This window comes from Roseibium sp. (genome assembly GCF_965276855.1).
Lineage (GTDB): Bacteria > Pseudomonadota > Alphaproteobacteria > Rhizobiales > Stappiaceae > Roseibium.
Genome location: NZ_OZ255700.1, coordinates 497,702 through 514,521, shown reverse-complemented (window position 1 = coordinate 514,521; position 16,820 = coordinate 497,702). Strand labels below are relative to the sequence as shown.

18 protein-coding genes are annotated in these 16,820 nt (G+C 57.9%); 7 read left to right on the top strand and 11 right to left on the bottom strand.

Features of this window, described 5'->3' with window-relative positions:
- Positions 1 to 8: 8 nt before the first annotated feature.
- From purF to ACQY4Z_RS02250, 10 genes are all read right to left on the bottom strand, one after another.
- Positions 9 to 1,481 (bottom strand): amidophosphoribosyltransferase, encoded by a 1,473-nt coding sequence (purF, locus tag ACQY4Z_RS02295; RefSeq protein ID WP_306146879.1) that lies wholly within the window; start codon positions 1,479 to 1,481, stop codon positions 9 to 11.
- 84 nt (positions 1,482 to 1,565) lie between these two features.
- The gene (locus tag ACQY4Z_RS02290; RefSeq protein ID WP_133950356.1) at positions 1,566 to 2,180 is read right to left on the bottom strand and encodes a CvpA family protein; all 615 of its coding nucleotides are present in this window, start codon (positions 2,178 to 2,180) and stop codon (positions 1,566 to 1,568) included.
- Between the two features lie 69 nt (positions 2,181 to 2,249).
- Positions 2,250 to 3,644, bottom strand: coding sequence for a DNA repair protein RadA (radA, locus tag ACQY4Z_RS02285; protein WP_209173612.1), 1,395 nt, complete (start codon positions 3,642 to 3,644; stop codon positions 2,250 to 2,252).
- A 15-nt stretch (positions 3,645 to 3,659) separates the two neighbouring features.
- A complete protein-coding gene (alr, locus tag ACQY4Z_RS02280; protein ID WP_428526307.1) occupies positions 3,660 to 4,802 on the bottom strand; it encodes an alanine racemase in 1,143 nt (380 codons plus the stop codon).
- A gap of 177 nt (positions 4,803 to 4,979) precedes the next feature.
- Complete coding sequence (locus ACQY4Z_RS02275) at positions 4,980 to 6,464, bottom strand: replicative DNA helicase (RefSeq protein ID WP_428526305.1); 1,485 nt, start codon at positions 6,462 to 6,464, stop codon at positions 4,980 to 4,982.
- A gap of 198 nt (positions 6,465 to 6,662) precedes the next feature.
- Entirely contained in the window at positions 6,663 to 6,842 is a 180-nt protein-coding gene (locus tag ACQY4Z_RS02270) for a hypothetical protein (protein WP_428526303.1), read from the bottom strand.
- Positions 6,823 to 7,407 (bottom strand): 50S ribosomal protein L9, encoded by a 585-nt coding sequence (gene rplI, locus ACQY4Z_RS02265; protein WP_428526301.1) that lies wholly within the window; start codon positions 7,405 to 7,407, stop codon positions 6,823 to 6,825. Before rplI ends, ACQY4Z_RS02270 begins: the two co-directional genes overlap by 20 nt.
- Before the next feature lie 130 nt (positions 7,408 to 7,537).
- Positions 7,538 to 7,786 carry a 30S ribosomal protein S18 gene (gene rpsR / locus ACQY4Z_RS02260; RefSeq protein ID WP_133950346.1) on the bottom strand — a complete coding sequence of 83 codons (249 nt, stop codon included), beginning with the start codon at positions 7,784 to 7,786 and terminating at the stop codon, positions 7,538 to 7,540.
- 6 nt (positions 7,787 to 7,792) lie between these two features.
- Positions 7,793 to 8,230 carry a 30S ribosomal protein S6 gene (rpsF, locus tag ACQY4Z_RS02255; RefSeq protein ID WP_422024247.1) on the bottom strand — a complete coding sequence of 146 codons (438 nt, stop codon included), beginning with the start codon at positions 8,228 to 8,230 and terminating at the stop codon, positions 7,793 to 7,795.
- Between the two features lie 246 nt (positions 8,231 to 8,476).
- On the bottom strand, positions 8,477 to 9,211 hold the full coding sequence (locus ACQY4Z_RS02250; RefSeq protein ID WP_428526298.1) for an MOSC domain-containing protein: 735 nt from the start codon (positions 9,209 to 9,211) through the stop codon (positions 8,477 to 8,479).
- A gap of 224 nt (positions 9,212 to 9,435) precedes the next feature.
- Here ACQY4Z_RS02250 and fabD point away from each other — a divergent pair, with 224 nt between their 5' ends.
- The 7 genes from fabD (at position 9,436) to gmk (ending at position 15,915) form a co-directional block, all read left to right on the top strand.
- Positions 9,436 to 10,380 carry an ACP S-malonyltransferase gene (gene fabD, locus ACQY4Z_RS02245; protein ID WP_428526296.1) on the top strand — a complete coding sequence of 315 codons (945 nt, stop codon included), beginning with the start codon at positions 9,436 to 9,438 and terminating at the stop codon, positions 10,378 to 10,380.
- A gap of 79 nt (positions 10,381 to 10,459) precedes the next feature.
- The gene (gene fabG, locus ACQY4Z_RS02240; protein ID WP_428526294.1) at positions 10,460 to 11,197 is read left to right on the top strand and encodes a 3-oxoacyl-[acyl-carrier-protein] reductase; all 738 of its coding nucleotides are present in this window, start codon (positions 10,460 to 10,462) and stop codon (positions 11,195 to 11,197) included.
- A 248-nt stretch (positions 11,198 to 11,445) separates the two neighbouring features.
- The gene (locus ACQY4Z_RS02235; protein WP_008194310.1) at positions 11,446 to 11,679 is read left to right on the top strand and encodes an acyl carrier protein; all 234 of its coding nucleotides are present in this window, start codon (positions 11,446 to 11,448) and stop codon (positions 11,677 to 11,679) included.
- A gap of 89 nt (positions 11,680 to 11,768) precedes the next feature.
- Positions 11,769 to 13,034, top strand: coding sequence for a beta-ketoacyl-ACP synthase II (gene fabF / locus ACQY4Z_RS02230; protein ID WP_133950336.1), 1,266 nt, complete (start codon positions 11,769 to 11,771; stop codon positions 13,032 to 13,034).
- A 112-nt stretch (positions 13,035 to 13,146) separates the two neighbouring features.
- Entirely contained in the window at positions 13,147 to 14,250 is a 1,104-nt protein-coding gene (gene mltG / locus ACQY4Z_RS02225; RefSeq protein WP_428526291.1) for an endolytic transglycosylase MltG, read from the top strand.
- A gap of 68 nt (positions 14,251 to 14,318) precedes the next feature.
- Positions 14,319 to 15,212: a YicC/YloC family endoribonuclease gene (locus ACQY4Z_RS02220; protein WP_428526289.1), complete on the top strand. Its 894-nt coding sequence runs from the start codon at positions 14,319 to 14,321 to the stop codon at positions 15,210 to 15,212.
- 7 nt (positions 15,213 to 15,219) lie between these two features.
- Positions 15,220 to 15,915 carry a guanylate kinase gene (gmk, locus tag ACQY4Z_RS02215; RefSeq protein WP_133950330.1) on the top strand — a complete coding sequence of 232 codons (696 nt, stop codon included), beginning with the start codon at positions 15,220 to 15,222 and terminating at the stop codon, positions 15,913 to 15,915.
- A 40-nt stretch (positions 15,916 to 15,955) separates the two neighbouring features.
- Here the strand turns inward: gmk and rsmA are convergent, their stop codons facing one another.
- Positions 15,956 to 16,807 (bottom strand): 16S rRNA (adenine(1518)-N(6)/adenine(1519)-N(6))-dimethyltransferase RsmA, encoded by an 852-nt coding sequence (gene rsmA, locus ACQY4Z_RS02210; RefSeq protein ID WP_428526287.1) that lies wholly within the window; start codon positions 16,805 to 16,807, stop codon positions 15,956 to 15,958.
- Positions 16,808 to 16,820: the final 13 nt, after the last annotated feature.

Here is a 16,820-nt window from a genome sequence, read left to right as displayed (position 1 = left end):
CTAATTCCTTAGCCGACTTCCACAAGACGCGGCGCACTGATGAAGTCCTGATCTTCGGACAAATCCGTCAGCGGCGTCGGGTAGTCGCCGGTAAAACAATGGTCTGTAAATTGCGGGTTTTCGTTGTCCCGGCCGTCATAACCTGCGGCCCGGTAAATTCCATCCACGGAGAGGAAGGCAAGGCTGTCAGCGCCGATGTAGTTGCACATCTCCTCAAGCCCGTATTTCGCTGCCAGCAGCTTCTCACGGACCGGCGTGTCGATGCCGTAGTAATCCGAATGCTTGATCGGCGGGCTGGCGAGACGGAAATGTACTTCCTTGGCACCGGCATCCCGGATCATCTGAACGATCTTCACTGACGTGGTGCCGCGCACCAGGCTGTCGTCAACAAGCACGACGCGCTTGCCTTCGATCTGTGAGCGGTTGGCGGAGTGCTTCATCTTCACGCCAAGCGCACGGATCTGCTGGGTCGGTTCAATGAAGGTCCGACCCACATAGTGGTTGCGGATGATCCCGAGTTCAAACGGTACGCCGCTTTCCTGGCTGTAGCCAATTGCGGCTGGAACACCACTGTCCGGCACCGGTACGATGACATCAGCGTCCACGTGGGATTCACGCGCGAGTTCCCGGCCCATGTCCCGGCGCACATCATAGACGCTGCGGCCACCAACGATAGAGTCTGGACGCGAGAAGTAGACGTACTCGAAGATGTCCGGTCGCGCAGGGCGCTTGCCAAATGGGAAGAAGGACTGGATGCCGGTGGATGTGCAGACGATGACTTCGCCGTTTTCCACGTCCCGGATGAATTTCGCACCGATGATGTCGAGCGCGCAGGTTTCAGACGCGAGGATTGGAGCACCATTCAGGTCGCCCAGAACCAGCGGACGGATGCCAAGCGGATCCCGCGCGCCAATGAGCTTCTTCGACGTCAGCGCAACAAGGGCATAAGCCCCTTCCATCTGGGTGATCGCTTCAACAAACCGATCGACGATTTTCTGTTCGCGGGACCGGGCGACCAACTGTAGGACAACCTCTGAGTCCGACGTGGACTGGCAGATCGCGCCGTCGCGGATCAGTTGTTGGCGCAAGGTCAGCGCATTTGTGAAATTGCCGTTGTGGCAGATTGCGATGCCGCCGCCTTCCAGCTCGGCAAACAGCGGCTGCACGTTGCGCAGGATGGTTTCGCCAGTCGTAGAGTAGCGCACATGGCCGATAGCGGCACGGCCTGTGAGGCGGCCGATCGTCTCTGCGTCGGAGAAGTGGTCCCCGACAAGACCCAAATGGCGTTCCGCCCGGAACTGCTCATTGTCGAAGGTCACGATACCGGCCGCTTCCTGGCCGCGATGCTGCAGGGCATGCAGGCCGAGCGCGGTCAGCGCACTGGCATCTTCATGGCCCAGAATGCCGAACACACCGCACTCTTCGCGCAATGTGTCGTCATTGATGTCGAACGGCTCATGGAAATCGGTTCCGCCAGTCATGGCGACCACTCCTTACATTCTGGCCGGTCTGCTGGCCGGTCCGGATATTGTGTCGTTTGTCTAAACGGGCGCCGGTTTTCGGCGTCAGTTGCTGTCCGTGGTCAGCTGTTCCAGGCCCTGACGCTCAGAGTCGCTGTAAGTGGGCTCTTCGGCAGGCGCGCTAGAGCGTTGTCCGCCTGTTAGCTCATTTTCCCGGATCTTGTCCAGAATCGCTTTTTCCGGATCTTCTGGCAAGACCGCGACCAATCGTTCGCCCACCGACAATAGGATCGGTAGCGACTTAGCGTTTTGCACCCAGCGCGGCTGTTGTTCCGGCTGGACGAACCAGTTGAAGAACATCATTGCGACAACGACCAGCAAAAGGCCGCGGACGGCGCCGAAAACAAAGCCGAGCGTGCGATCAAGCGCACCGATGCGGCTGTCCAGAATGAAATCGGAAATCCGCATGGTGATGTAGCTGACAACGATCAGCGTCACCAGGAAGACGGCAGCCGCGGAAACACCCATCGCGACCAGATCTTGCGAGATGTACTGCTGGGTGTATGGCATGACGCGCTCATAGAGCATGAACGCGGCAACGGCCGCAGCGACCCAGGAAACGATCGACAGGACTTCGCGGACAAACCCGCGGATCATCGCCAGAACCGCCGAGATGAGCATGATGACCAGAAGCAGTCCGTCCAGCAGCGTAATCGGCATGTTTCCGATAAGTCCTCTGTCTGGCGCCGAAGCGCGAAAATTACACTCTCTAGCGGATCTGATGATGCGTCAGGTTGCCCCTTGTGCACCAGTCTCCGCTGTCAGTTTAGCGATGAAGTCCCCAAGTTCCGGCAATCCCGTTGCCTTGAAGGGAGACGCGGCGCCGTCCTTGAGGTTACCCTCTGGACAATAAGCCTGATCAAAGCCAAGTTTTTCGGCCTCTTTCAGTCTTGATTGAGCTTGCGCCACGGGCCGGATGGCCCCCGACAAACTGACCTCGCCGAAATAGACGCAATTGGCCGGAAGGGCAAGCCCGCTGAGCGAAGAGACAAGGGCTGCAGCAACGGCAAGATCGGCACCGGGCTCGTTGATTTTAAGCCCGCCGGCGACATTCAGATAGACATCATGCTGCGAAAACCGGACGCCGCAGCGCGCCTCTAGAACCGCAAGGATCATGGACAGGCGCGCGGTGTCCCAGCCGATCACAGCGCGCCGGGGCGTTCCAAGGGAGGATTGTGCCACCAGGGCCTGGATTTCGATGAGGAGCGGCCGCGAGCCCTCAAGGCCTGCAAAGACCGCTGCGCCGGGCGCCGTGGTATTGCGGTCTCCCAGGAACAGCGCTGACGGGTTGGGCACTTCTTGAAGACCCTTGCCGGTCATTTCAAAAACACCGATCTCGTCGGTTGCACCAAACCGGTTTTTGACCGAGCGCAGGATCCGGTATTGATGGGCACCATCGCCCTCAAAATAGAGAACCGCGTCCACCATGTGCTCGACGACACGGGGACCGGCGATCTGGCCATCCTTGGTGACGTGGCCGACGAGCACCAAAGTGGTGCCATTCTTCTTGGCATAGCGGACCATGGCCTGAGCAGACGCCCGCACCTGCGTAACTGTGCCAGGCGGCGAGTCCGCCTGATCTGTCCAAAGCGTCTGAACGGAATCCAGGATCAACATCGCTGGGGCCGTGTCGGCCTCTAGGGTCGCCAGGATGTCTTCAACGCTTGTCTCCGCCGCCAGGGCGACTGGCGCTTCCGCCAGTCCCAGGCGCTCGGCGCGCAACCGCACTTGGCCAATCGCTTCCTCACCGGAGATATAGACGGTCTTGTGCCCGAGGCTTGCAAGCTGGGCTGCCGCCTGGATCAGAAGCGTAGACTTTCCGATCCCGGGATCGCCTCCGACCAGCAGTGCGGACCCGCGGACAAAGCCGCCGCCGGTGACCCGGTCGAGCTCGGCAACCTTGGTCTGAATGCGCGGCGCTTCCTTGGTGTCCCCGGTCAGGCCGACAAGTGGGACAACACGACCCTTGGACTTCGAGGCCCGGCTCGGACCGCCGCCAATGCCGCCACCCGTCTGCTCTTCGACAATGGTGTTCCATTCACCGCAGGATTCGCAGCGGCCGACCCATTTCGCGGTGACCGCGCCGCAGGATTGGCAAACGAAAGATGTGGACCGGCGGGCCATCCAATAAAACTCCAATCAACCCAACGAGCCGTAGATGCGTTCAAAACGCCGTCCGAGGCTTGTCAGATATTCGTAGTCGATGGTCTCCGCATAGGCCGCCATGTCAGCCGCCGCAACATTTGGCCCAAGCATTTCCACAAGCCCGCCGCGCTGAACAAGGTGTTCTGGAATGTCGGTGACGTCGAGCGTGATCATGTCCATGGAGATCCGTCCAAGAATTGGGGCCTTGTGGCCGCCAATCATTCCAAAACCACCAGGACGGTCATCTGAAGAGCTGGCACGCCGCAACAGCCCGTCCGCGTAACCGGCCGCGACGACCGCGTTGCGCAACGGCCGTTTCGCAGTTTGGGTTGCGCCATAGCCGATCGCATCGCCTTTCGGAACGTTTCGCACAATCATGATACGGGCCTCCACTTTGGCGACCGGCTGCACCGGGTTGTCGCCGTGGTCGAAGGCCCGTCCGCCATAGAGAGAAATGCCGGGACGGACCAGATCGAAGTGATACTCCGGTCCCATCAGGACGCCAGCGGAATTGGCAAGGGACCGTGGAACACCCTTGAACGGCGAGGTGAGCGCGATGAACCGGTCAAGCTGTTCCTTGTTCATCGGATGGTCCGGATCCGAGCCGCAAGCCAGATGCGACATGAGGAGGCTTGGTTTAAAGGGGCCCATAAGTTCTGGATCGGCGAGCGCTGTTCCAAATTCGTCGCCAGACAAGCCAAGCCGATGAATTCCGGTGTCGACATGGACCGCTGCTGGAAAACTCTTGCCAGCAGTCCTGCACAGTGCGGCCCACTCTTTCAATTCGTCCAGGGACCCGAGGACCGGCCGAACATCGTGTTGAAGAAGCAGATCAGCCGTGTCCGGAAACAAGCCGTCGAGCGCATAGATGGTGGCACTTGGAAGTGTCTGGCGCAGCGCAATGGCTTCTGTTGGAACCGCCACAAAGAACGTCCGACAGCCTTCCTCAAAGAGCCGTTTTGCCGTTTCCGCTTGCCCCGTTCCGTATGCATTTGCCTTGATTGTCGCCGCGCACTCGCTGCCCGGCGCTAATCTGGATCTCAGAAGAGACCAGTTCGCGGCAATCGCGTTCAGGTCAACGGTCAGACGGCCGCCATAAAGGGCGGAGGAGTAGGCATTCATGGGCGTTTCGGACACGAGGCTGACAGGTCTCCGGACAGAATCGGATTTCGCAGTGCATCAACCCGCCGACATTAGAAGGTTCGCCGCTGCCTGCAAAGCGTTTGGTTTGGGCAGAGTGTGCCCGTCCGATAGCCAAAACGGTCAAGCCGGCCTTGCTTGGTCAAGGATCCAACCCGGCCTGGAAGTGCAATCCTACTCGTAGCGCTCGGGCAGGTGGTCGTTCTCAGCCAAGTCGGAGAAGCGGGTGTACTGACCTTCGAAGTGAAGGTTCGCGGTTCCGGTTGGTCCGTGACGTTGCTTGGCGACAATGACTTCCGCCTTGCCCTTCAGCCGCTCCATATTGTCCCGCCAGATCTCATATTCTGGCGAGCCTTCATCCGGTTCCGTTTTGGACAGGTAATATTCCTCACGGAACACGAACATGATCACGTCAGCGTCCTGCTCGATGGACCCGGATTCACGCAAGTCGGACATCATTGGACGCTTGTCATCGCGCGATTCCACCTGACGCGACAGCTGGGAAAGCGCGATGATCGGTACATTGAGCTCCTTTGCGAGCGCTTTCAGCCCGGTCGTGATCTCCGTGATTTCCTGAACGCGGTTGCCTTGGTTCTTGGCCGAGCCGGAAAGGAGCTGGATATAGTCAACGATGAGCAGATCAAGACCGCGCTGACGCTTCAAGCGGCGGGCCTTAGCCACCAGCGAGGCAATGGAAATACCACCGGTCTGATCGACATGAAGCGGAACGGACTGCATGGTTTGCGCGCAAGCGGCCAGCTTTTCAAACTCAGCCTCTGAAATGTCGCCGCGGCGGATTTTCGAAGACGAGATCTCAGCCTGTTCAGAGATAATACGTGTTGCGAGCTGTTCGGCCGACATTTCGAGCGAGAAGAAACCAACCACGCCGCCGTTGACGGTCTTGATGGTTCCGTCCTGCTGTTCTTCGGCCTGATAGCTTTGCGCGATGTTGTAGGCAATGTTGGTCGCAAGCGAGGTTTTGCCCATTGCGGGACGCCCGGCGAGAACGATCAAGTCGGAATGCTGCAAACCGCCCATCAGCCTGTCGAGTTCGCGCAAGCCGGTGGAAATCCCGGACAGGGCCCCTTCACGATTGTAGGCCGCGTGGGCCATTTCGATGGTTTCGGTCAGCGCATCGCCAAAGGAGACAAACCCGCCTTCGCTGCGCCCCGTTTCGGCCAGTTCGAACAAGCGCCGCTCGGCATCGTCAATCTGTTGCTCCGGCGGGACATCGATCGGCGCGTCAAAGGCGATATTGACCATGTCTTCGCCGATCCGGATGAGGTTCCGGCGGATGGCGAGATCATAGATGGTGCGCCCGTAGTCTTCCGCGTTGATGATGGACGCGGCATCGCCGGCAAGACGCAGCAGAAATTGGGTCGCAGACAGGTCAGCGATCTTTGCATCGGCCGGATAAAACGTCTTCAGGGTGATCGGGGAGGCGGTCTTGCCCGCGCGGATCAGGTGGCCGATTTTTTCATAGACATCCTGATGTGGCGGCACGAAGAAGTGGTGCGGCTCCAGAAAGTCGGACACGCGGTAGAACGTCTCGTTGTTGACGAGGATCGCGCCAAGAAGCTGCCGCTCGGCTTCCGCGTTATGCGGTGCCAGACGCTGGACGTCTTCCTCTGTCTCGACCTTCTGCAAAGTACCCTTCATGCCTGCCCCCGATGACCGTGTTGTCATCGGAAATAGCCTCAGACCGGTATGGGCTCAAGCTGCAAAAAAGCTTGACGCAGATTCCCACCGGCGTCCACAGATCAACGGGGAAAGGTTGAAAACATACTTGACTCAAACAGCCTTTGAGGACTCAGGAGTTGACTGTTAGTCGTTGATATTCAATATGTTTTCAATTGGTTAATGATTAGTTAATGGAAAATCCAGCACTTTCAATACGTTGGCTGGATATGTGAAGCCGGCACGCGAGGCGGCTTTCAAAAAAGCAAGCTGGCAAAAGAAAACGGCGCCCGAATGAGCGCCGTTTCCGAGAAGTTCTTCAAAGGCTGGAGCGAAGCAATCAAGCTTCTTCTTCAGCAACTGCTTCTTCAGTTGCGTCAGCTTCTTCGCCTTCGCCCTCTTCTTCGTCTTCTTCAAATTCGAAGACGTCCTGTTCCGGAGCTGTCAGATCTTCACCAGCTGCCTGACGAGCAGCTTCGTCTTCAGAACGCGCAACATTGACGGAAATGCCAACTTCGACTTCCGGGTGCAGCTGAACGAGAACAGAGTGCAGGCCGATGGTTTTGATCGGGCTGCGAAGTTCGACCTGGCCACGGGTGACCGAGAAGCCTGCAGTCGTCAGACCTTCAGCAATGTCACGTGTGGATACTGAACCATAAAGCTGACCGGTTTCGCCAGCGGAGCGGATCATGACGAGTGCTTCGCCGTCCATTTTGCCGGCAACCGCTTCAGCTTCGGACTTGCGCTCAAGGTTCCGGGCTTCCAGCTGGGCGCGCTCGTTTTCGAAACGCTCCAGGTTGGCCTTGTTGGCACGCAGAGCCTTGCCTTGCGGCAGAAGGAAGTTGCGTGCGTAGCCGTCGCGCACCTTAACGGTGTCGCCCATCTGGCCGAGCTTGGCGATACGCTCAAGAAGGATAACTTGCATGGATTTTCTCCTACTGTCCCGTCATCGTCTTTCATGTGTGATGACGGTTAGAGACCGTTTGCCCGCGGTCCCAATTCGGGTTCTGCCGGGCGGACCCGGCAGAAGGCATCTCCTGACGTTGAGGAGGTGCTTAGCTGATAACGAACGGCAGCAGGCCGAGCAGGCGGGCGCGCTTGATCGCACGGGCCAGTTCACGCTGCTTCTTCGCGGAGACCGCGGTGATGCGGCTTGGAACGATCTTGCCGCGCTCGGAAATGTAGCGCTGCAGCAGACGGATGTCCTTGTAGTCGATCTTCGGCGCGTTGGCACCGGAGAACGGGCAGGTCTTCCGGCGGCGGAAGAACGGACGGCGGCTTGGGGTCTGTGAAATGTCTACCATAATCTCTTACTCCCCTTCGGCCCGGCGCGGAGCGCGGTCGCCACCACGATCGCCACCACGGCCACCGCGATCACCACCACGGTCGCCAAAACGGCCGCCACGGCCGCCGCGATCGTCGCGGTCACGCTTCTGCATCATTGCAGACGGCTCTTCGTCCAGCTCGTCGACCTTGAAGGTCATGAAGCGCAGAACGTCTTCGCTGAGGCCCATCTGACGCTCCATCTCGGCAACCGCTGCATGCGGTGCTGTGATGTTCATCAGGGTGTAGTGTGCCTTGCGGTTTTTCTTGATGCGGTATGCGATAGTGCGCAGACCCCAGTTTTCCACCTTGCCGACAGTGCCACCAGCGCCTTCGATGAGGCCTTTGTACTGTTCGACGAGGGCTTCGACCTGTTGGGCCGAAACGTCCTGGCGGGCCAGGAACACGTGCTCGTAATGAGGCATGGAAACTTGCCTTTCCTTCGGTTGACAACTCAGGTTTGGCGCAAAGCCTCCTCGTAAGCCCGGAAAGGCTACGAGAAATCTTACGGGAGTGGGAACACGGGAAGTCGGATATTCTTCACGATATCCTGGCAAACGCCCTTCCGTTCAGCCCCCGGCCAAACCCGGATGAAGCGCGGTGTATACTCCGATTTGGGAGAAATGCAAGGGGAAGGGTGGGGAATTCCGCCGCTTCCTACCCATGCGTGTTCAAAATCCAAGTCGTGTATGCCCGGCCCCTCCGCCTCCACCAACCTCTGCTGACAACTTGACCTCCTGCCCAACCTCAATCTGTCCCGGCTTCAAAACCGAAGCATAAAGGCCGAAGTTGATGTCGAAACCTTTAGAAATCGCTTTCAGGATCAGCGGTTCTGAAGACAGCCCGTCCTGTTTGGTGGTGACCATCACACAGCGTTCGGTCGGGTGGGTGATCTTGAGCCGGACGTCGCCGATGGTGAGGACGCGCCCCAGCAAATCCTCGGCGCACATATGGTCTGGCGTGTTCAGCAAAAGATTTGCGCGGAACCGGCGCGGGTCGAAATCCAGATGCGGAGACCGCGCCTGCAGGGCCTTCAGCTCAGAGGACAGGATAATATGGACGGCGCCGTCGTCGAAATGCGCCGCGTCTTGGTCTTCAACGAGTGTCACCGGCTGTCCGAGAAAGTCCGAGAGGCGGTGTGGCAAATCCCTGGAGCTGATCGGTTCCAAGGGTTCTCCAGGCAGGGCTATGTGAACTTCATTGTTCTGTGTTGTGGCGCGCAAAAGCAGCAGGTTGTCGATGCGTTGGAAGTGGCTGGTGGATTTGCCGCTGCCGAGTTTGCCCTTCGTATCCGTCAGAGCATAAACCCGGTCGCCGATAAGACCGCGATTTTCGACAAGAGCCTCAGTCAACGGCTCGCCCAAAAGGGATTTGACGGGATAACGCCAGATCGACTGAATGTTCATGTCGGCCGCCGCCGCGTGCGCTTTTGTCTTTCAGAAACGTCCAATCCGGTCAAAACTTCCCTTATCGCTCTTGACACTTTACCCCCGTCCGTTTCATAGCCTGCCGCCAAGGCACGTGGGCTCTTTCTATAAATGCCCGCTCAAAAACGCTCTTCCTTGTAGCAACAGCTCGCGGCAAAAACAAAAAACACCGCTGGCTGAGGCCAATTCGGAGACTTATCCAGATGACCACCGCATTCACATTCCCGGGCCAGGGCAGCCAGGCTGTTGGCATGGGCAAGCTTCTCGCCGACACGTTTTCAGAAGCCAAGGCTGTCTTCGACGAGGTGGACAATGCGTTGGACCAAAAACTTTCCGACATCATGTGGAACGGTCCGGAAAGCGATCTGACGCTGACCGCCAACGCTCAGCCGGCTCTGATGGCTGTCAGTCTCGCCACCATGCGGGTGCTGGAAGCCAAAGGCTTGGATTTGAAAGCGTCCGTTTCTTTCGTCGCGGGTCATTCACTGGGTGAATACTCCGCTCTTGCGGCAGCTGGCAGCCTGGATGTGGCAACAGCTGCGAAACTCCTGCGCGTACGCGGCAACGCCATGCAAAATGCAGTTCCGGTCGGGCAGGGCGCGATGGCAGCGCTTCTGGGTCTGGATTTCGAGGCTGCTGCCGAAGTTGCCAAGGATGCAGCGCAGGGTGAAGTTTGTCAGGCTGCCAACGACAATGCGCCCGGCCAGGTGGTTGTGTCCGGTCATGTGGCCGCCGTTGAGCGCGCCGTTGAGATCGCCAAGGCACGCGGCGCGCGCCGAGCTGTGCTTCTGCCGGTAAGTGCACCGTTCCATTGTTCGCTGATGGGCCCGGCTGCAGAGGCCATGGCCGAAGCGCTGAACAACGCCGATATCAAGGCGCCAGTCGTGCCGCTCGTTGCCAATGTTTTCGCCAAACCGATTACCGATCCGGACGAAATCCGCGACCGTTTGGTCGAGCAGGTGACTGGCACCGTACGCTGGCGGGAAAGCATTTCCTGGCTGGCAGGCGAGGGCGTCGATACCTTTGTTGAGGTCGGTACCGGAAAGGTCCTGACCGGCATGGTCAAGCGGATCGCCAAAGAAGCCAGCGGCATGGCCGTCAATTCGCCGGACGACATTGACGCGGTCATCGAAAAGCTGTCCAGCTAAGATCCATAAAACAAAATTTAAGAACCCGGCCCGGCCAGGGCCTGTGCCACACGGCGCGAAACGCAAGGAAGGACGTTATATGTTCAGCTTGGAAGGCAAGAATGCGCTGATCACCGGTGCGACAGGTGGGATCGGGGAATCGATTGCCCGTGCGCTTCATGCACAAGGAGCAACCGTCTCCCTGTCCGGAACCCGCGCCGAAAAGCTGGAAGCTTTGGCGGCCGATCTCGGTGAGCGTGCCTTCGTGACGCCGGCAAATCTGTCGGACCGGGAAGCCGTCATTGGTTTGCTGCCGGCGGCTGAAGAAAAGATGGGCTCGGTGGACATCCTGGTAAACAATGCCGGGATCACCCGCGACAACATCTTCATGCGCATGAAAGACGAAGAGTGGGACCAGGTGCTGGAAGTCAACCTGACGTCCGGCTTCCTTCTGTGCCGCGCCGCGATCAAGGGCATGATGAAGCGTCGTACTGGCCGGATCATCGGCATCACGTCTGTTGTTGGCGTGACCGGAAATCCGGGCCAGGTCAACTACGCAGCGGCCAAATCCGGCATGATCGGAATGTACAAGTCTTTGGCGCGTGAAGTGGCTAGCCGCAACATCACCGTCAACTGTATTGCACCGGGTTTCATTGAAACAGCGATGACCGATGCGCTGAATGAAAAGCAGAAAGATTCGATTTTGACCAGCGTGCCGGCAGGCCGTTTGGGCACAGCTTCCGAGATTGCATCGGCCGCAACCTATCTTGCCAGCGACGAGGCCGCGTATGTCACAGGGCAAACGCTGCACGTCAATGGCGGTATGGCAATGATTTAAAAGGATGATTTGCCGAGCAGGCAAAAATAATCCTGGCCGCAAAGAAGCGGCTCTGACCGGCTGGTAATGGTCAACAAAGTGTGTTACCTACCCGCCGATTGTTACAAATTGCACATCTTGGCCCGGTCTCAGGCCGGGGTGTGCAAAGACACACTTGAGTTCAGTGAGTTCGGTCCGCCGCGTTTCTAGTCAACCGGTCCGGCGCCGTGCCGCGAGTGATGAACAGACGAAAACCAAGGAAGTAAAAGATGAGCGATATCGCGGATCGAGTTAAGAAAATCGTTGTCGAGCACCTCGGCGTAGACGCAGAGAAGGTTGTTGAAGGCGCAAGCTTCATCGACGATCTGGGCGCAGACAGCCTCGACACCGTTGAGCTGGTCATGGCTTTTGAAGAAGAATTCGGCGTTGAAATCCCGGACACTGCAGCTGAAACCATCCTGACCGTTGGCGACGCTGTGAAATTCCTGGAAGCCAACAAGTAAGGGGTTTCCCCTTAGCTTGAACCTTATTTGAAGATCGGGCCGGCGGGGTAATGTATCCCGCCAGGCCCTTCTAACGTAAGTGCGGGTGTATGAGGCGAGTAGTCGTAACAGGGTTGGGCATGGTAACGCCGCTGGGCGGCACGGCCGATGTCACTTGGAAGAATATCCTGGCAGGAAAAAGCGGGGCCAATCAGGTCACGAACTTCAAAGTGGACGATCTGGCTTGTCAGATTGCTTGCCAAATCCCGCGCGATCCGGCTGTAGAAGGTGCGTTTAATCCGGACGACTGGATGGACGTGAAGGAACAGCGCAAGGTCGATGACTTCATCGTCTACGCGATGGCAGCTGCCGATCAGGCGATTGCCGATTCCGGTTTCAAAGCCGAAACTTACGAGCAACAGGTCCGCTCCGGTGTTTTGATCGGGTCCGGTATCGGCGGCTTGCAGGGCATCGAAAAGGGCGCCCACATGCTTGTCGAGAAGGGGCCGCGCAGGATCAGCCCGTTCTTTATTCCGGGCCGCCTGATCAACCTAGCCGGTGGATACGTGTCCATTCGCCATGGGCTCAAAGGCCCGAACCATGCTGTTGTTACAGCCTGCTCTACCGGCGCGCATGCAATCGGCGATGCGTCGCGTCTCATCGCATTTGGTGATGCCGACGTTATGGTCGCTGGCGGCACGGAATCTCCGGTCGGACGTTTGGCGCTGGCTGGCTTTGCCGCTTGCCGTGCACTTTCCACCGGGTTCAACGATGCACCTGAAAAAGGGTCCCGGCCCTATGACAAGGACCGCGACGGGTTCGTCATGGGCGAAGGCGCTGGCATCGTTATCCTGGAAGAATACGAGCATGCGGTGAAACGCGGTGCGAAAATTTACGCCGAAGTCATCGGCTACGGCATGTCCGGTGATGCCTATCACATCACGGCGCCATCCGAAGATGGCGATGGCGCCTACCGCTGCATGGAAGCCGCGCTTAATCGCGCAGGCATCACGGCAGCCGATGTGGATTACGTAAACGCGCACGGCACTTCCACGCCGCTTGGGGACGAGATCGAACTGGGGGCTGTAACCCGCCTTGCCGGTGAACACGCGTCCAACCTGACGATGTCCTCCACCAAGTCTTCCATCGGTCACCTGTTGGGGGCTGCTGGTGCGGTTGAGGCGATTTTCTCAGTCTTGGCAATTCGCGACGGAATGGCTCCGCCGACGATCAACCTTGACAATCCATCGGTTGAAACCGAAATCGACCTTGTGGCGCACAAAGCGAAACAAATGAACATTGATGTTGCCTTGTCGAACTCTTTCGGCTTCGGTGGAACCAATGCGTCGCTTGTTTTCCGTAAAGTTGCCGCATAACGCATTCACAGTTCATCGGGCCGGTCGCCGATTCGTTCGTTCGGCCCGTTTGTTTTACACGTGACTGCAGTTTGACAGGCCCGTGAGATCTTGTCAGGAGGTGCGATAGGCCATGGGCATTAAGCCGAAAAGTCCGCGCGAAGCATTGCAACCCGAGCCAGCACCTGCGCCTCCGCAACGCTCCCGTCATGTGCGCAATCCAATCGTTATCCTGATCAATATGGTCATTTCTCTGGCGGTCTTCGGGCTGGCAGCTGTTGGCGGCGCGCTTTATTTCGGTAAACAGAAGTTTGAACAAGCAGGTCCGCTTGCCCAAGAGACAACAATTATCATACCATCAGGCTCGAGCCTGACCGGGATCACTAGCCGTCTTGCTGCGAAAGGTGTCATTGACGACACCATGCTTGACGAATGGGTCTTTCAGGCGGGCACAAGGTTCTACAAAAGTGCCGGTAAGCTTAAGGCCGGTGAATACGCATTCGCGCCTGGCGTCTCCATGAAAGACGTCATGACGGATCTGGTCGAAGGCAAAGCCGTGACGCACTCTGTCACGATCCCGGAAGGCTGGACCACCGCTCAAATCATCGAGCGGGTTCGCGAACATCCGATTCTCGTTGGAGAGATCACGGACGTGCCTGCCGAAGGCGCACTTTTGCCTGAAACATATACCTTTGCGCGGGGAGCAACCCGACAGTCAGTTCTGAACCAGATGCAGGCAGCACAGGACAAACTCCTGGCAGAAATCTGGGAGCGACGAGTAGAAGATTTGCCGGTGGATACACCGGAAGAACTGGTGATCCTGGCGTCCATCGTTGAAAAGGAAACTGCGCTCGCCGACGAGCGGCCGCGGGTCGCCGGGGTCTTTGTCAATCGCTTGAACCAAAACATGCGCCTGCAGTCGGATCCGACGATATTGTATGGCCTTTATGGCGGGGAAGCGTGGCTCAAGGACCGGTCTGCGATCAAGCAGTCAGAAATCGACGCTGAAAACAATTACAACACGTACCAGATTGACGGCTTGCCGCCGGGGCCAATCGGAAATCCGGGCCGGGCGGCCATGGAAGCCGTTGCCAATCCGTCCCGGACGAAGGACTTGTTCTTTGTCGCTGACGGGACGGGCGGCCACATTTTTGCAGAAACATATGATCAGCATCGCGCCAACGTCCGCAAATGGCGGGAGATTGAGCGGCAACGGCGTCAGACGGAACAAAACTGACCGCACATTGAAGCATTTGGGGCACCGCAAATTCAGCGGTCAAAACCGCTAGAGATCCGGAGGGGCATATGGCACTTGCCAGCATGACAGGGTTCGCGCGCGCGCCCGGCGAATCCGGGGTTGTCCGTTGGACCTGGGAACTGAGGTCCGTAAACGGAAAATCGCTCGATTTGCGCATCCGTATCCCGACAGGTTTGGAAGCCCTGGAGCCGAAAATCCGGGAGCGTTGCAGCAAGGTTCTGCGCCGCGGAAACATCTCAATTGGCCTGTCGATGCAGCGGGATCAGGCGGAAAATCAGCTTCAGGTGAACGAAGCCGCTCTGGAAGCCGTCTTGTCCGCGATCAAGTTGCTTGAAACCAGAATCCCAAATGTGGCTCCTCCCAGCCTGGACGGCATCTTGGCGCAAAAGGGTGTGTTTGAGCTCAAGGAGCAGGAAGACGATGAGGCCGCACAGCAGGCCTTGCACAGCGAGTTGTTGACGTCACTCGATGCGGCACTGATTGATCTTGTCGACATGCGCCATTCTGAGGGAGCGGCGATCGGCAAGGTTGTTCATCAGCAGATCGATACGATTGCGAGTCTGACACAGGCTGCAGAGGACCTGCCGGCACGCCAGCCGGAGGCGATTAAGGCTCGGCTGAAAAAAATGGTCGAGGAGCTCCTTGATGCATCGGAGACAAAGCTCGATCCGCAGCGCTTGCATCAAGAAGCGGTTTTCCTGGCGACGAAAGCCGATATTCGGGAAGAGCTCGACCGCCTGCATGCCCACGTGAACGCGGTGAGGGAGCTGCTCGACACCGGCGGCGCTATTGGCCGCCGTCTTGATTTTCTTGCACAAGAATTTAACCGGGAAGCCAATACACTCTGTTCAAAGTCCAATGATGTGGACCTTACGGCAATCGGGCTGGACTTGAAGGCCGTCATAGATCAAATGCGCGAGCAGATACAAAACCTGGAGTGAAACGGTCATGACGGACACGGCAGTTGGAACGCGTGTGAGTGCGGATGAAGCCGAGCAGCAGCGCCGCGGGCTGATGCTTGTATTGTCCTCGCCCTCTGGCGCCGGGAAGTCGACCATTGCCCGGCTGTTACTGGAAAAGGAAAACAATCTCGAACTTTCCATTTCTGTGACGACCCGGCCACGTAGGTCGAGCGAAGTGGACGGGGTGCATTACCACTTCCTCGATCCAAACCGTTTCGAACAAATGCGGGCCCATGACGAGTTGCTGGAATGGGCGGAAGTCCACGGCAATTATTATGCGACGCCGCGCGGGCCCGTTGAAAACGCCATTGAAAACGGCCGGGACATTCTGTTCGATATCGATATCCAGGGCACGTTTCAGCTTTATGAAAAGATGCGTGACGACGTCGTCTCGATCTTCATTCTGCCGCCCTCCATCGCCGAAATGAAATCCCGTCTCTATCGCCGCGCGGAAGACGCTGATGATGTCATTGCCAAGCGCATGAAAACCGCCGTTGGCGAAATGCGGCATTGGTCGAAGTACGACTATGTCGTCGTGAACGATGATCTGGAGCGGGCCTACGAAAATGTCCGGGCCATCTTGAAAGCAGAACGCCTCAAGCAGGCACGGTCGCCAAAAATCGGTTCCTTGATTCAAGGCATGGTTGACGACCTTGAAGTCGAATTGGACTCCAAAGGCTAACCCGACCGTAGTTCCAGCGCGCTCAGAAGCGCAAGGTACCTTAGAGTACGCCTGCCGCATGAAACGTATTCGCCAGTTTGACAAAACCGGCAATGTCAATTTCTTCGGCGCGGGCAGTTGGTTTAATCCCAGCTTCTTCAATCAAACGTTCTGCATCCGGGGACAGAGACTTCAGACTGGCGCGCAACATCTTGCGGCGTTGCCCAAATGCAGCCGCGGTCAATTTCTCCAGGCTGGAAAGATCGCAGGGCAGGGGCGCCGGATTGGGGGTGAGATGCACGACTGCCGATGTGACCTTCGGCGGCGGGGTAAACGCTTTCGGGCTGATGTCGAACAGGATCCCGCCCTTGCACCGCCAACCGGCGAGAACACCTAACCGGCCATAGGCTTTGGAGCCAGGCGCTGCGGCGATACGTTCCCCGACCTCCTTTTGAAACATCAAGGTGAGCGATGACCAGAATGGCGGCCATTCCGCAGTGGTGATCCAGTTGATCAGCAGCTGTGTACCGACATTATAGGGTAGGTTGGCCGCGATCCGCACCTTGTCTCCACCGGTTACAGCAACCGGATCAATCTCAAGAGCATCGCCTTCGATGACTTCAAGGCGTCCCGGATAATGATCCGCGATCTCGGCCAACGCTGGCAGGCAACGGCTGTCTTTTTCAATGGCAACAACTCTTTTGGCGCCCGCTGCCAGCAGCGCCCGGGTCAAACCGCCAGGTCCGGGACCGATTTCCAGAACAGTGCAGTCCTCCAAACTCCCGGCTGATCGCGCGATCCGTGACGTCAGATTGAGATCCAGAAGAAAGTTCTGGCCAAGTGACTTCTTTGCATTCAGCCCATGGGCTGCAATGACATCGCGAAGCGGCGGAAGATCGTCGATTTGGGCCATACCGCGATTGGTG